The organism is Citrobacter sp. Cf136 (assembly GCF_030333815.1).
Lineage (GTDB): Bacteria > Pseudomonadota > Gammaproteobacteria > Enterobacterales > Enterobacteriaceae > Citrobacter > Citrobacter freundii.
Genome location: NZ_JAOWFE010000032.1, coordinates 578,558 through 594,135 on the forward strand (window position 1 = coordinate 578,558; position 15,578 = coordinate 594,135).

General features: G+C 52.9%; 15 protein-coding genes. 8 read left to right on the top strand and 7 right to left on the bottom strand.

The window, feature by feature from the left end:
* The first annotated feature begins 16 nt into the window (after positions 1-16).
* From cheY to bglB, 6 genes are all read left to right on the top strand, one after another.
* Positions 17-406 (top strand): chemotaxis response regulator CheY, encoded by a 390-nt coding sequence (gene cheY / locus OGV98_RS07095; protein WP_003034656.1) that lies wholly within the window; start codon positions 17-19, stop codon positions 404-406.
* 10 nt (positions 407-416) lie between these two features.
* Positions 417-1,061: a protein phosphatase CheZ gene (gene cheZ, locus OGV98_RS07100; protein ID WP_003034659.1), complete on the top strand. Its 645-nt coding sequence runs from the start codon at positions 417-419 to the stop codon at positions 1,059-1,061.
* A gap of 158 nt (positions 1,062-1,219) precedes the next feature.
* Entirely contained in the window at positions 1,220-2,371 is a 1,152-nt protein-coding gene (gene flhB / locus OGV98_RS07105; RefSeq protein ID WP_286551142.1) for a flagellar biosynthesis protein FlhB, read from the top strand.
* Positions 2,364-4,442, top strand: coding sequence for a flagellar biosynthesis protein FlhA (gene flhA / locus OGV98_RS07110; RefSeq protein ID WP_003034666.1), 2,079 nt, complete (start codon positions 2,364-2,366; stop codon positions 4,440-4,442). Before flhB ends, flhA begins: the two co-directional genes overlap by 8 nt.
* Positions 4,442-4,834, top strand: a complete 393-nt coding sequence (gene flhE / locus OGV98_RS07115) for a flagellar protein FlhE (RefSeq protein WP_016150530.1) — start codon at positions 4,442-4,444, stop codon at positions 4,832-4,834. Before flhA ends, flhE begins: the two co-directional genes overlap by 1 nt.
* 308 nt (positions 4,835-5,142) lie before the next feature.
* Positions 5,143-6,282 (top strand): beta-galactosidase BglB, encoded by a 1,140-nt coding sequence (gene bglB / locus OGV98_RS07120; protein ID WP_044711087.1) that lies wholly within the window; start codon positions 5,143-5,145, stop codon positions 6,280-6,282.
* Here the strand turns inward: bglB and mrdA2 are convergent.
* Positions 6,254-8,191, bottom strand: coding sequence for a peptidoglycan DD-transpeptidase MrdA2 (gene mrdA2 / locus OGV98_RS07125; protein WP_193339175.1), 1,938 nt, complete (start codon positions 8,189-8,191; stop codon positions 6,254-6,256). The genes bglB and mrdA2 overlap by 29 nt on opposite strands.
* A 227-nt stretch (positions 8,192-8,418) precedes the next feature.
* Positions 8,419-10,152 carry an arginine--tRNA ligase gene (argS, locus tag OGV98_RS07130; protein WP_003034673.1) on the bottom strand — a complete coding sequence of 578 codons (1,734 nt, stop codon included), beginning with the start codon at positions 10,150-10,152 and terminating at the stop codon, positions 8,419-8,421.
* Between the two features lie 238 nt (positions 10,153-10,390).
* On the opposite strand from argS, the gene OGV98_RS07135 reads away from it, so the two are divergent.
* Entirely contained in the window at positions 10,391-10,957 is a 567-nt protein-coding gene (locus OGV98_RS07135; RefSeq protein ID WP_003034677.1) for a VOC family protein, read from the top strand.
* A gap of 2 nt (positions 10,958-10,959) precedes the next feature.
* Positions 10,960-11,706: a copper homeostasis protein CutC gene (cutC, locus tag OGV98_RS07140; protein ID WP_200017591.1), complete on the top strand. Its 747-nt coding sequence runs from the start codon at positions 10,960-10,962 to the stop codon at positions 11,704-11,706.
* Between the two features lie 243 nt (positions 11,707-11,949).
* On the opposite strand, the gene cmoB is transcribed toward cutC, so the two are convergent.
* Genes cmoB through OGV98_RS07165 form a run of 5 tightly spaced genes read right to left on the bottom strand, consistent with a single transcriptional unit; the run spans position 11,950 to position 15,528 of the window.
* The gene (gene cmoB / locus OGV98_RS07145) at positions 11,950-12,918 is read right to left on the bottom strand and encodes a tRNA 5-methoxyuridine(34)/uridine 5-oxyacetic acid(34) synthase CmoB (RefSeq protein WP_003844163.1); all 969 of its coding nucleotides are present in this window, start codon (positions 12,916-12,918) and stop codon (positions 11,950-11,952) included.
* A complete protein-coding gene (cmoA, locus tag OGV98_RS07150; RefSeq protein WP_003034686.1) occupies positions 12,915-13,658 on the bottom strand; it encodes a carboxy-S-adenosyl-L-methionine synthase CmoA in 744 nt (247 codons plus the stop codon). Before cmoA ends, cmoB begins: the two co-directional genes overlap by 4 nt.
* A 40-nt stretch (positions 13,659-13,698) precedes the next feature.
* Complete coding sequence (locus OGV98_RS07155) at positions 13,699-14,094, bottom strand: MAPEG family protein (protein ID WP_003034689.1); 396 nt, start codon at positions 14,092-14,094, stop codon at positions 13,699-13,701.
* 52 nt (positions 14,095-14,146) lie between these two features.
* Positions 14,147-14,965 (bottom strand): DUF72 domain-containing protein, encoded by an 819-nt coding sequence (locus OGV98_RS07160; protein WP_202581193.1) that lies wholly within the window; start codon positions 14,963-14,965, stop codon positions 14,147-14,149.
* Entirely contained in the window at positions 14,962-15,528 is a 567-nt protein-coding gene (locus OGV98_RS07165) for a hydrolase (RefSeq protein WP_202581194.1), read from the bottom strand. Before OGV98_RS07165 ends, OGV98_RS07160 begins: the two co-directional genes overlap by 4 nt.
* Between the last annotated feature and the right edge of the window lie 50 nt (positions 15,529-15,578).

Genomic DNA, 15,578 nt, shown 5'->3' on the forward strand with positions numbered 1-15,578 from the left:
TCAGGAGTTTATTTTTATGGCGGATAAAGAGCTTAAGTTTTTGGTTGTGGATGACTTTTCCACCATGCGTCGCATCGTGCGTAACCTGCTTAAAGAGCTGGGATTCAACAATGTTGAAGAGGCTGAAGATGGCGTGGATGCGCTGAACAAGCTGCAGGCAGGGGGATTCGGTTTTGTTATTTCTGACTGGAACATGCCGAACATGGATGGACTGGAACTGCTGAAAACCATCCGTGCAGATGGTGGGATGGCTTCTCTGCCGGTGCTGATGGTCACGGCAGAAGCGAAAAAAGAGAACATCATTGCAGCGGCACAGGCAGGCGCCAGTGGCTATGTCGTGAAACCGTTCACGGCGGCGACGCTGGAAGAAAAACTGAATAAAATCTTTGAGAAACTGGGCATGTGAGGGTGTGATGATGATGCAACCACAAATTAAACCTGCTGACGAGCACTCTGCAGGGGACATCATCGCGCGCATCGGCAGTTTGACCCGAATGCTGCGCGACAGCCTGCGTGAACTGGGGCTGGATCAGGCTATTGCCGAAGCGGCAGAAGCAATTCCCGATGCCCGCGATCGTCTCGATTACGTTGTACAGATGACCGCTCAGGCGGCAGAGCGCGCGCTGAACAGCGTAGAAGCTTCGCAGCCGCACCAGGACGCGATGGAAAAAGGGGCCAAAGACCTGACCAAACGCTGGGATGAATGGTTCGAAAATCCGATCGAACTGTCAGACGCTCGTGAACTGGTCACCGATACCCGTCAGTTCCTTGGTGATGTGCCCGGACATACCAGCTTTACTAATGCCCAGTTGCTGGACATCATGATGGCGCAGGATTTCCAGGATCTCACCGGACAGGTCATCAAGCGCATGATGGATGTTATCCAGGAAATTGAACGTCAGCTGTTGATGGTTCTGTTGGAAAACATACCGGAACAGGGCGCTCGTCCTAAACGTGAAAACGAAAGCTTGCTGAACGGCCCGCAGGTTGACGCCTCGAAAGCTGGCGTAGTGGCAAGCCAGGATCAGGTTGACGACCTGCTGGATAGCCTCGGGTTCTGATGAGTATTTGCCGGATGTGAGGCGTAGGCCTCTCATCCGGCTTACGCGCAATTCTGCTTAAAGCCATAAATCCCGTCTTTTTTACCGCTTACTCTTCCCATTGCTGGATAGCTGTTCTGGCATCATTCTCGCCTATATCTCTATCCAGGGTCTGATGCGTGGCAGAAGAAAGCGACGACGACAAAACAGAAGCCCCCACCCCCCACCGACTTGAAAAAGCGCGGGAAGAAGGGCAGATCCCCCGATCCAAAGAGCTAACCTCACTACTTATTTTGCTGGTGGGCGTGTGTATTATCTGGATTGGCGGGGAGTCGCTTGCCCGTCGGCTGGCCGGTATGCTGTCGGCCGGATTACGTTTTGACCACAGTATGGTCAACGATCCAAACCTGATCCTCAGCCAAATCATCCTGCTGATTAAAGACGCGATGATTGCGCTGTTGCCGTTGATTACCGGCGTCGTTCTGGTGGCATTAATCTCCCCGGTGATGCTTGGCGGCTTGATTTTCAGCGGTAAATCCCTGCAACCCAAATTCTCTAAGCTGAATCCGTTGCCGGGCATAAAACGCATGTTTTCCGCGCAAACCGGCGCAGAACTGCTCAAAGCGATACTGAAGTCGACGTTAGTGGGCAGCGTGGCCGGGTTTTATCTCTGGCACAAGTGGCCAGAGATGATGCGGCTGATGGCGGAATCTCCTATTACGGCGATGGGCAACGCCCTGGATTTAGTCGGCATGTGCGCGTTGTTGGTGGCGCTTGGCGTCATTCCGATGGTGGGATTCGACGTTTTTTTCCAGATCTACAGCCATCTGAAAAAGCTGCGCATGTCGCGCCAGGATATCCGTGACGAATTTAAGCAAAGCGAAGGTGACCCGCACGTTAAGGGCAAAATTCGCCAAATGCAGCGCGCGGCCGCTCAGCGTCGCATGATGGCGGATGTACCAAAAGCAGACGTTATTGTCACTAACCCTACGCACTACTCAGTGGCGTTGAAGTATGACGAGAACAAAATGAGTGCGCCGAAAGTTGTCGCTAAGGGGGCCGGGCTGGTTGCGCTGCGCATTCGTGAAATTGGCGCAGAGCACCGTGTCCCTACGTTAGAAGCGCCGCCACTGGCGCGTGCGCTCTATCGCCATGCTGAAATTGGTCAGCAAATACCGGGTCAATTATATGCCGCCGTTGCCGAAGTGCTGGCATGGGTATGGCAGCTAAAACGCTGGCGTCTGGCTGGCGGCAAACGTCCACCACAACCTGAAAACCTTCCGGTGCCTGAAGCACTGGATTTCATGAACGAGAAGAATACTGATGGCTAATCTGGTCGCGATGCTGCGTCTGCCCAGCAACCTGAAATCCACGCAATGGCAAATCCTTGCCGGACCGATCCTCATCCTGCTGATCCTGTCGATGATGGTGCTGCCGCTGCCGGCTTTCGTCCTCGATTTGCTGTTCACATTTAACATTGCGCTGTCGATCATGGTGCTGCTGGTGGCGATGTTCACCCAGCGTACGCTGGAATTTGCCGCATTCCCGACGATTTTGCTGTTTACCACATTATTACGCCTGGCGCTGAACGTCGCGTCGACCCGTATCATTTTGATGGAAGGACACACCGGCGCGGCGGCGGCGGGGAAGGTGGTTGAAGCTTTTGGTCACTTCCTGGTGGGCGGTAACTTTGCGATCGGCATCGTGGTCTTCGTGATTCTCGTCATCATTAACTTTATGGTAATCACCAAAGGTGCAGGGCGTATCGCCGAGGTTGGCGCGCGCTTCGTGCTGGATGGTATGCCCGGCAAGCAGATGGCGATTGATGCGGATTTGAATGCCGGTCTGATTGGCGAAGATGAAGCTAAAAAACGACGCTCGGAAGTGACCCAGGAAGCGGATTTTTACGGCTCAATGGACGGTGCGAGTAAATTCGTCCGTGGAGACGCCATTGCCGGTATTTTGATCATGGTGATCAACGTAGTCGGCGGTCTGTTAGTTGGGGTGTTGCAGCATGGTATGAGCATGGGCAGCGCTGCGGAAAGTTATACCCTGCTGACCATCGGTGACGGGCTGGTGGCACAAATTCCTGCGCTGGTTATCTCTACCGCGGCGGGCGTTATCGTGACCCGCGTGAGTACCGACCAGGACGTAGGCGAACAGATGGTGACCCAACTGTTCAGCAATCCTAGTGTCATGTTGCTCAGTGCGGCGGTACTTGGACTTTTGGGCCTGGTTCCGGGCATGCCGAACCTGGTGTTTCTGATGTTTACTGCCGCATTGCTGGGCCTGGCCTGGTGGATGCGCGGTCGTGAGCAAAAAGCGCCAGATGAACCGCAGCCGGTGAAAATGCCGGAAAACAACTCCGTGGTGGAAGCCACGTGGAACGACGTGCAGTTGGAAGATTCGCTGGGAATGGAGGTAGGTTATCGCCTGATCCCAATGGTGGACTTTCAGCAGGATGGCGAGTTACTGGGGCGAATTCGCAGTATTCGTAAGAAATTTGCTCAGGATATGGGCTTCCTGCCGCCGGTGGTACACATCCGTGACAATATGGATCTGCAGCCGGCCCGCTATCGAATTTTGATGAAAGGGGTAGAAATTGGCAGCGGTGACGCCTATCCGGGACGCTGGCTAGCCATTAACCCGGGTACTGCTGCCGGGTCGCTGCCGGGCGAGAAAACGGTCGATCCGGCTTTCGGACTGGACGCTATCTGGATTGAAAGCGCATTGAAAGAACAGGCGCAGATTCAGGGTTTTACGGTGGTTGAAGCCAGTACTGTTGTTGCTACGCATCTAAATCACCTGATTGGCCAGTTCGCCGCTGAGCTGTTTGGCCGTCAGGAAGCGCAGCAGTTACTGGATCGAGTGTCGCAGGAAATGCCAAAGCTGACGGAAGATCTGGTGCCGGGCGTTGTGACGCTCACCACGCTGCATAAAGTGCTGCAGAACTTACTGGACGAGAAAGTACCGATTCGTGATATGCGCACCATTCTTGAAACGCTGGCGGAACATGCGCCGCTGCAAAACGATCCGCATGAGCTTACCGCGGTCGTCCGTGTTGCGTTGGGACGCGCCATCACTCAGCAGTGGTTCCCGGGTAATGAAGAGGTTCAGGTTATCGGTCTTGATACTCCGCTCGAGCGTTTGCTGCTGCAAGCGCTGCAGGGGGGGGGTGGCCTGGAGCCTGGGCTTGCAGACCGCCTGCTGGCCCAAACACAGGAAGCGCTGTCCCGGCAGGAAATGTTGGGCGCGCCGCCGGTCTTGCTGGTTAATCACGCGTTGCGTCCGCTGCTGGCGCGGTTTTTACGTCGCAGCATCCCGCAGTTGGTGGTGTTATCGAACATGGAGCTTTCCGATAACCGCCATATCCGCATGACAGCGACCATTGGAGGTAAATAATGCGCAAGTTACTGTGGTTGTTGTTTTTTCCTCTGGTGGCGCAGGCCGCCGGAGAAGGGGCCTGGCAGGCAAGCGGTATGGGGATCACCTTAAATCACCGTGGCCAGTCAGCCTCGTCTGAGCCTTTGGTTCCTGGCCAGCCGGTCTCAGGCTTAATGACGCTGGTAGCCTGGCGCTATGAGCTGAATGGCCCCACGCCCGCAGGTCTGCGGGTGCGTTTATGTTCTCAGTCCCGTTGTGTCGAGCTGGATGGGCAAAGTGGGACCACCAACGGGTTCAATAATGTTCCGGCCATTGAACCGATGCATTTTGTCTGGGAAGTCCCCGGCGGTGGTCGCCTGATCCCCGCGTTACGCATTCAGAGCAATCAGGTGATTGTGAACTACCGTTAACACCCTCCGTCATTCAGACCAGCAGTTGAAACTGCTGGTTGTTTCAACATTCCAGTCTCTCATTCAATTAAATAGAAACGCAGTTTTATAAAATAAGTGACGTACGTTGCCGGACTCTTTGTATTGTTGCCATTCCACGAACCCTTCTGGCAGAAATAGAAAGGTTTCACTTCCTGTTTGCTTTTACTGTGCCCTTATAAGGATGCCCATTGTCAAAGCGAGGATTGCGGGGCCTCCCAAATACAGCTGCTGCGCCGCAACAGGGGCAGGTCACAGCATTGAATCCGACATTGACAGAGGTTAAGTAAATGATTGTTTACCCGGTTAAACATAGCCCGTTGTTGCGCCAGCCAGAACATTTTATTGCCAGGGATGAATTAAAAGCGCTGATCAAAAAGGTGACGCATAACCTGGTCAATATTCATGACGAAACTGGTGAGTTCTTGCTGCGTCTGGACGATGGACGCGTAATTGATACCAAAGGCTGGGCGGGATGGGAGTGGACCCACGGCGTCGGCTTGTACGGGATGTATCAGTACTATCTGCAAACCGGTGATGAAACGATGCGCGATATCATCGATAGCTGGTTTGCCGATCGCTTTGCTGAAGGTGCAACCACCAAAAACGTTAACACCATGGCGCCATTTTTAACGTTGGCGTATCGCTATGAAGAGACGCGTAATCCGGCGTATCTACCGTGGCTCGACAGCTGGGCTGAGTGGGCAATGCATGAGATGCCGCGTACTGAGTTCGGCGGTATGCAACACATCACGCTGGCGGAAGAAAACCACCAGCAGATGTGGGATGACACGCTGATGATGACGGTTTTACCGCTGGCGAAGATTGGCAAGTTACTCAATCGCCCTGACTACATCGAAGAGGCAACGTATCAGTTCCTGCTGCACGTGCAAAACCTGATGGATAAAGACACGGGGCTGTGGTTCCACGGCTGGAGCTATGAAGGAAATCATAACTTTGCCAATGCCCGCTGGGCGCGTGGCAACAGTTGGCTAACTATCGTGATCCCGGACTTCCTCGAATTACTTGATTTACCAGAAAACAATGCCGTTCACCGCTATCTGGTACAGGTCCTGAACGCACAAATCGCGGCGCTGGCGAAATGCCAGGATGAAAGTGGGTTGTGGCATACCTTGCTGGACGACCCGCAGTCGTATCTGGAAGCATCGGCAACTGCCGGATTTGCTTATGGGATCCTCAAAGCTGTACGTAAACGCTATGTTGGGCAAGAGTATACGCTGGTGGCCGAAAAAGCCATTCGTGGCATTGTGCAGCATATTTCACCGGAAGGTGAACTGCTGCACACCTCGTTTGGTACCGGGATGGGACACAATCTCGATTTCTACCGCAACATCCCTCGGACTTCTATGCCTTACGGACAAGCGATGGCGATGCTGTGTCTTACCGAATACTTGCGTAAGTATTTTTGATATCGGTATTCGATGGCGCTACCGCTATCGGACCCGATGGTTGAGTCGTCACTGTGTGTACCGTGTTGTCCTGCGGGGCAAAGAGATGATCCATGATTTGACGCATAACCGGCGCGGCGGTGACACCATCGCTGCCGCCGTTTTCCAGAATTAACGCCACCGCGACCTTCGGGTTCTTATAGGGCGCAAATGCGGTATAGAACACGTGGTCGCGCAAGCGGACAGGGATCATCTTCGCATTGTAGGTCTGATTTTCTTTCAGGCTAAAGACCTGCGAGGTGCCGCTTTTCGCCGCAATGCCGTAAGGTGCGGTGTGAAAGAACTTATAACCTGTACCATTTGGTTCATTCGCCATGCCGAACATCGCCTGACGCACCAGTCCCCAGTAGGGTGACGAGGCTGAGGCGATTTGTGACGGTGCTTCTGGAGCTTGATACGGCGTGAAGGTTTTGCCATTTTCTTCATCGAGTAGCAGGTGAGGGACGATAACCTTGCCGTTGTTAATCAGTGCGACCATGGCTTTGACCATCTGGATAGGAGTGGCAATCCAGTAGCCCTGGCCGATGCCAACTGAGATAGTATCCCCCTGATACCAGGCTTTTTTATGCACTTTTTGCTTCCATTCACGGCTCGGGAGCAGGCCGTTATACTCCTCATCAAGATCGATGCCGGTCGGTTTACCGTAACCAAACTGGCTGAGCATGCTGTTAATCCGGTCGATCCCCATCATATACGCCACCTGATAGAAGAACGTATCGGCAGACTCTTCTATCGCTTTGGTGACATCCAACATACCGTGGCCCGTTTTTTTCCAGTCACGGTAATGTCGCTCGGTGCCGGGTAGCGTCCAGGTAGGAGCACCGAAGAAACTGGTCTGCGGCGTGATCACACCGTTTAGTAATGCTGACATCGCCATATACGGTTTGACCGTTGAAGCGGGGGGGTACAATCCCTGTGTGACGCGGTTGATTAATGGCAGGTCTTTATCCTGGAGTAGCTTGTTATAGTCCTGATAGCTAATGCCTTTGACAAACGGATTCGGGTCATAGCTGGGGTTTGAGACCATCGCCAGTACAGAACCGTCGTGTGGATCTTCAACCAAAACGGCGGCACGCTGGCCAGCCAACAAGCTCTCAATATATTGCTGTAAATGTAAATCCAGCGTCAGATGGATATCTTTACCGGCAACGGGCGGCACATCTTTGATCAGGCGTACGATGCGTCCGTGGTTATCTACTTCCACCTCCTGATAACCGGTCTTTCCATGCAGTTCATTTTCGTAATAGCGCTCAATACCTTGCTTACCGATATTGTGATCGGCGGCGTAGTTCTCTGCCTGACCCTTTTGATCCAGTGCTTTCAGGTCGTTGTCATTGATTTTTGAAACATAGCCAAGGACATGTGCCAGCGCCGCGCCATAGGGATACTGGCGGTCTTCGTAGCTATTGATGTTTACGCCGCTAAAATGAAACTGATTTACCGAGAAACGGGCGATTTCCACATCGGTAAGTGCATTTTTTAGCACGACCGGACGATAGCGGCTGCTGGCTTTTAGCTCATGGCGAAACTGATCAATATCATCAGGAGTGAGGTCAACGATGGGCGTGAGCTGCTGGATCAACGCATTCATATCGCTGATTTTATAAGGCGTAACGGAAATATCGTACCAGGTGACGTTGCGCACCAGCGGGATGCCGTTGCGATCGTAAATCATGCCACGTGTGGGGGCGACGGGTAGCATTTTGATGTCGTTTGCATTCGACCGGGTGGTGTAATACTGGTGCTGACAGATTTGTAAGTTATACAGATTGTAAATCAGGATGCCAAAACAGATGACCACCAGGCCAAAGGCCACCAACACACGCCGCTGAAAGAGTTTTTCTTCCGCCTCAAAATCTCTGAATGTCATTGACCCGTACCCGATTAATTCGCCGCCTAATGATACGGAGGCTTAAACGGGATGACAGGCAAAAAATGTTCCATATCTCTAGGGAAATGTGTCATTCCTTGTGGGCTGTTACAAATTACAGTGAACGTCGCCGCTTCTCGTAGGCCTGATTGCGCTGCCATGAGAACGGGTCAGGGAAAATAAAAAAGCCCGCGACATAGCGCGGGCTTTCACATTACTTGAGGTAATTACATACGTTCTACGGTTTCGATACCCAGTGTATCCAGACCCAGCTTCAGGGTTTTCGCCGTCAGCTGTGCTAGTTTCAGCCGGCTGTTACGAATCTCTTCGTTTTCAGCGCTGAGGATAGGGCAGTGCTCGTAGAAGCCAGAGAACAGACCGGCAACGTCGTACAGGTAAGCACACATCACGTGCGGTGTACCTTCACGTGCAACAACGGTCAGCGTTTCTTCAAACTGCAGCAGACGCGCAGCCAGCTGAGCCTCGCGATCTTCGTTGATAATCACCTGCGCATTTGCCAGCGCGCTTTCGTCGATATCCGCTTTACGGAATACGGACAGTACGCGGGTGTAAGCATACTGCATGTACGGCGCGGTATTGCCTTCGAACGCCAGCATGTTGTCCCAGTCGAAGATGTAGTCGGTGGTACGGTTTTTGGACAGATCCGCGTATTTCACTGCACCGATACCGACCGCATTTGCCAGCTTTTCCAGCTCATCGGCAGGCATGTCCGGGTTCTTCTCCGCGACCAGACGACGTGCGCGCTCCAGCGCTTCATCCAGCAGATCGGCCAGTTTAACCGTGCCGCCCGCGCGGGTTTTGAACGGTTTACCGTCTTTGCCCAGCATCATACCGAACATGTGGTGTTCCAGCGGTACCGAATCCGGCACATAACCAGCTTTACGTACGATGGTCCAGGCCTGCATTAAGTGCTGATGCTGACGAGAGTCGATGTAATACAGTACGCGATCGGCATGCAGGGTTTCGTAACGATACTTGGCACAGGCGATGTCGGTTGTGGTGTAGAGATAGCCGCCATCTTTCTTCTGAATGATAACGCCCATCGGTTCGCCTTCCTTGTTTTTATACTCATCAAGGAATACGACGGTAGCGCCTTCGCTTTCAACAGCCAGGCCTTTGGCTTTGAGATCGGCCACGATGCCAGGCAGCATCGGGTTGTACAGGCTCTCGCCCATGACGTCGTCACGGGTCAGGGTAACGTTGAGGCGATCGTAGGTTAACTGGTTCTGCGACATGGTAATGTCGACCAGTTTACGCCACATCTCACGGAAGTATTCGTCGCCGCCTTGCAGCTTCACGACATAACTACGGGCGCGTTCAGCGAAGGCTTCATCTTCGTCGTAATGTTTTTTTGCGTCACGGTAGAAACCTTCCAGGTCAGCCAGCGCCATCTCTCCGGCATTTTCCTGCTGCTGTTTTTCAAGCCATGCGATGAGCATACCGAACTGAGTACCCCAGTCACCGACGTGGTTGGCGCGGATAACCTTGTGACCGAGGAATTCCAGCGTACGCACCGCCGCGTCACCGATGATGGTGGAACGCAGGTGACCAACGTGCATCTCTTTCGCTACGTTAGGCGCGGAGTAGTCAACCACGACGGTTTGTTTAGTCGGTTGGGTGACGCCCAGACGATCGGAAGCCAGCGCCTGCTGAACGTGCTGCGCCAGAAATGCTGGGTCGAGAAAAATGTTGATAAAGCCCGGGCCTGCAATTTCAACTTTGCTGGCAATCCCGTTGAGATCCAGATGAGTCAGCACCTGCTCAGCCAGTTGTCGCGGCGCCATACCCAGTTTTTTAGCGACAGCCATCATGCCGTTAGCTTGATAGTCGCCGAACTGTACTTTTGCTGACTGACGAACCTGTGGTTCGCAATCTGCAGGCGCGCCTGCAGCAATCATGGCCTGACTGACTTTTTCTGAGAGAAGAGCCTGAATATTCACCGGAATACCTTACATTTATGAAGCGGCCTAAAATTCACCGCACCAGTTTAAGAATTAAGGGCGGGAGTATACTGCAAATGCCCGTTGCCGTCAGCATTGTGTGTACCGCCAGTAGCCTGAAATATAAACCATGCAATGGCATAAATTTATCCATGATGTGTTCGGAGAAAACAGCGGTTGGATGGCGCAGCGCAACAGAGTAAATTAGCGACTTTGAACATGGATATGAGCTTTTAATATGGCGAACTGGCAAACCGTTGCAGAACTACAGGATATTTCTGCAGATTTACCGCATTTCACGCAGGCATTAACGGAACTTTCTACCCGTCTTGGGCTGGATATCACAGGCCTGGAAGCCGATCACATTTCCTTGCGTTGCCATCAAAATACCACTGCAGAACGCTGGCGTCGCGGGTTTGAACAGTGCGGTGAATTGTTGTCAGAAAACATCATTAACGGCAGACCTATTTGTCTTTTTAAACTGCATGAGCCGGTTTGTGTGCAACATTGGCAATTTTCCATCGTCGAACTGCCGTGGCCGGGCGAAAAACGTTACCCACATGAAGGCTGGGAACATATTGAAATTGTTCTGCCGGGTGAGGCACAAACGCTGAATGCGCGAGCGCTGGCGCTGCTTTCCGATCACGGTCTGAGTCAACCTGGTATATTTGTGAAAACCAGCTCGCCAAAAGGAGAACGTGAACGTTTACCGAATCCGACGCTGGCGGTTAGCGATGGTAGCGTGACGATAAAATTCCACCCGTGGTCGATTGAAACCATTGTGGCAAGCGAACGTCAGGAGTGAGCATGACTATACTGGAAATCTGCTGTTACAGCATGGAGTGCTCGCGCACGGCGCAGCAAAACGGCGCGGATCGTATTGAGCTTTGCTCGGCACCCAAAGAAGGGGGCTTAACGCCTTCACTGGGCGTCTTGCGTTCTGTTCGCCAGCACATTTCGATTCCCGTCAATCCCATTATTCGTCCACGTGGAGGCGACTTTTGTTACACCGAAGGTGAGTTCGCTGCAATGCTGGATGATATAGCGATGGTCAGAGAACTGGGGTTCTCAGGGCTGGTGACCGGCATTTTAGATGCGGATGGCGATGTCGATATGCCGCGCATGGAGAAAATAATGATCGCCGCCGGTTCACTGCAAGTCACTTTTCATCGTGCCTTTGATATGTGTGCTAACCCACTCAATACGCTTAAAAAATTAGCTGATTTGGGCATCGCCAGAGTACTCACCTCCGGGCAAAAATCAGATGCGGCGCAAGGTTTAACAAAAATAATGGAACTTATTACGCAGCCTGGTGCTCCAATCATTATGGCCGGAGCGGGGGTTCGCGCCTCGAATTTGTCCCTGTTCCTTGATGCTGGGGTGCAGGAAGTCCACAGTTCTGCCGGAGTATGGCTGGCTTCACCAATGCGTTATCGCAATTCGGGGTTGTCGATGTCTTCGGATGCGCAGGCGGATGAGTATTCTCGCTATGCGGTAAACGGGGCGGCGGTTGCTGAAATGAAAGCAATCATTGCACACCATCAGGCCAGCTGATTTTACCGTTGCATCATGTCGCCCAATATGATGCTTGCTCGTACCAGGCCCCTGCAATTTCAACAGGGGCCTTTTTTTCTCCTTCTCCTGCATATTTCGGTCTGCAACTGTGTTGGCTTTCCTCGCTCACCCCGGTCACGTAGTTATCTACGCTCCCAGGGATTTGCTGCGTCGCCGCCTTGTTGCAAACCGAACTATTTTGGAGAAATGGTGCTATACGTAATAGTCATTTGGCAAAAATGACTACGGTTTACGCGCAATCAATACCGCACGCAGTGGGGCGGGGTAGCCTTCCACCGTCTTACTGTGGTCGTTCGGGTCAAGGAAGTCGGCCAGCGATTCGGTAATCATCCATTCGGTGCGGCGCTGTTCTTCGGTAGTGGTCACACATACGTCGGCAATGCGCACATCAACAAACCCGCATTTTTCCAGCCAGTTTTTTAGCGCCAGTGCAGACGGGATAAAGTAAACGTTACGCATCTGGGCGTAGCGATCGCCCGGCACCAGCACGGTATTTTCATCGCCTTCGACGACCAGCGTTTCCAGTACCAGTTCGCCATCTTTAACCAACTGATCCTTTAACTGCCACAGGTGTTCCAGCGGCGAGCGGCGGTGATAAAGCACGCCCATGGAGAATACGGTATCAAAGGCGTTGAGCGCCGGAAGCTGTTCAATACCCAGCGGCAGCAGATGCGCGCGCTGGTCATTGCCCAGCAGTTTACGCACCGCCTCAAACTGGCACAGGAACAGTTGGGTCGGATCGATACCGACCGCCAGATGTGCGCCCGCGCCAATCATGCGCCACATGTGATAGCCACTGCCGCAACCGACATCAAGAATGGTACGTCCGGTGAGATCAGACAAGTGCGGCAGGACACGATCCCACTTCCAGTCGGAACGCCATTCGGTATCGATATTGATGCCGTACAGCGAGTAAGGTCCTTTACGCCATGGCATCAGGTTACGCATCAGGGTGTCGATACGTTTAAGCTGACCTTCGCTTAGCGGCTCTTTGCTTTCTGCGGTAACGCTGTGCAGTAAGTCCAGACGATGCGGCGTTAGCTCGGGCAGAAACTCGACGGCGTTTGACCATTGTTTAAAAAGACCGTGCTGATCGCGCTGCCAGGCAGCGATTTGCGCCGGAAGTGTTTCCAGCCAATGGGACAGATGATTTTTGGCAATCAACTGATAAAAGTTACCAAAATCGATCATGCGCTAACCTCAGCCTTCAACGCCACCAGAGAGCCAAAGTTGAAGCACTGGAACCACAACTCACTGTGCTCAAAGCCGGCCTGATGCAGTCGCGCTTTGTGCGTTTCGACCGAGTCGGTCAGCATCACGTTTTCCAGCATGCTGCGCTTCTGGCTGATTTCCAGTTCGCTATAGCCATTGGCTCGTTTGAAGTCGTGGTGCATGTTGAACAGCAACTCGCCTACGTTCGCGTCTTCGAAGCTGAATTTTTCAGATAGCACCAGCGCGCCACCGGGATTCAGCCCCTGATAAATCTTATCCAACAACGCCTGGCGCTCAGGTGGCTCAAGGAATTGCAGGGTAAAATTCAGCACCACCATCGAAGCATTTTCGATAGTAATGTTGCGAATATCGCCTTCGACAACCTCAACCGGAGTCGGTGCTTTATAAGCGTCGATGTGACGACGGCAGCGCTCAACCATCGCCGGGGAGTTATCGACAGCAATAATTTTGCAATTCTCGTGATGAATATTGCGACGCACCGAGAGCGTCGCCGCGCCCAGAGAACAGCCCAGATCGTAGACCTGCGTGTTGGGTTGTACGAAACGTTCGGCCAGCATGCCAATCATAGAAATAATATTGGAATAGCCAGGAACGGAACGCTGGATCATATCCGGGAAGACTTCAGCTACCCGTTCATCAAAGGTCCAGTCACCCAGACTGGCGATAGGCGCAGAAAAAAGCGTGTCGCGGTGAGACATAACGTAAAAATCCGGGAAAAATAAAGTGGCGTATTGTGCGCTAATGCAGGGAGAAAACCAACTCCCAGGGCATATACCAAAGATTCGCCAGCACCATTAGCAACAGCGAACACCAGGTTGCGCTCATGCCTGAACGGCGCCAGCGGAAAAGCCGGTGGTGGAATCCGTAATAATGCATCAGTCGTCCGGCAATCAACATCAGCCCGCAAAGATGCACCATCCACGTCTCTGCGCCGTTCATTTCCATAAATAACAGCAGCACTAACGCGACGGGAATATATTCCACCGCGTTACCGTGAATGCGGATAGCGCTTTGCAGTTCGCTAAAACCTCCATCGCCATAGGCAACGCGATATTGCATGCGCAGGCGAACAACGTCAAAGGAGAACTTTATTAACAATAACGCACCCAATACGGCATAAAGCGCGCTTACCATACAAACTCCCTTTTAAAATGGCTGCTGGCATTGACTATGATAGGTGGCATTTTCAGAAAAGAGAAGATTGCTGTGGAATAGACGGCGCTGATCCGATCTCTGGCAGAGCATTGCGTAAATCTGCCCATAGCGTATCAACAAGCTGCGGGGCCTGCGCGATGTCCGGCGTATGCAAAAACAGATACGGCGTCGTGGTGTGATGCCATAGCGACAGCTTGGTCAGCCAGACGGCAAAAAGCGCGCTGTTTTGTGCCATATCATCGCTACCGATAAAGCGTACCATCGGATGGTTTGCCGTCACCACCGCATGCACCGGAACCTTCGGTTTCTTACGCTGGGCGTCACGTATCGCTTCGGTATGTGGGATTGCGGCATGTACCGGGCGGCTGTCCAGAATCACCCGGTTTACTCCACGCTCGTGTAACCCGCGATTAAATAGCTGTTCGGCTTCGCCTTTGGCAAAGAAGTCTGGATGGCGAACTTCCACACCGTAGGTAAAACATTTGGGGAGCGCATCGAGAAACTGCCACAGGGCAGGCAGGTCGCGTGGGCTAAAAGTCGCGGGTAATTGCAGCCAGTATTGTCCAATGCGCGATTCCAGCGGCGACATGCGCGTAAAAAATTCTTGTACCAGGTCATCACAATTGCGCAGCGCAGCCTTATGCGAAATGGTCGCCGGAAACTTAAAACAAAATCGAAACGTATCGGTGGTCTGTGCCTGCCAGCGGGCAACAATATCGGCTTTAGGCAGCGCATACAGCGTGGTATTGCCCTCCACGCAGTTAAAGTGGCGGGCATACTCTTCAAGGCTTGTGATCCCCAGACGCACCCATTTTGGATGCGACCACTGGGGTAAACCGATATAGATCATAGCGCTTGCAAAATCTCCTCCACGCTGCGAACGCGCGCAATGCGGGGGAAAATGTGAGTCATGCTGCACAGGTGTTGCTCAGCACTGGCGGCACTACAGGCATCCTCTGCAATGATAAGACTGAAACCCAGCTCCCACGCATTTCGCGCCGTCGACTCAACGCCAATGTTCGTAGAGATGCCGCACAGGACGATGGTATCGATACCCCGGCGACGCAGCTGTAATTCCAGATCGGTGCCGTAGAATGCGCCCCACTGGCGTTTGGTTACTTCGAGGTCGCTGGTGCATTTACCCAGAGCAGCCGGGTAATCCCACCAGTTTTCGGGCAACGCTTTTGCTGGAGTCTGAGCATCTACTGGTTGTTTTAGCGCTTCGGCGTAATCGTCAGACCACCCGACGCGCACCATTACCACCGGGGAACCGTGGGTACGGAATTTTTCCGCCAACTGCGCGGCGCGGGCAACCACAGCGTGTGCCGTATGAGGTCCGCCAGCGAAAGGCAGGATCCCTTCCTGTAAGTCAATCACGACAAGGGCAGTTGTTTTTGCGTTCAGTTCCAGCATGTTCACTCCAGTAAAAAATAGAATTCCGTTACACCTTAAGCGCGAATCAG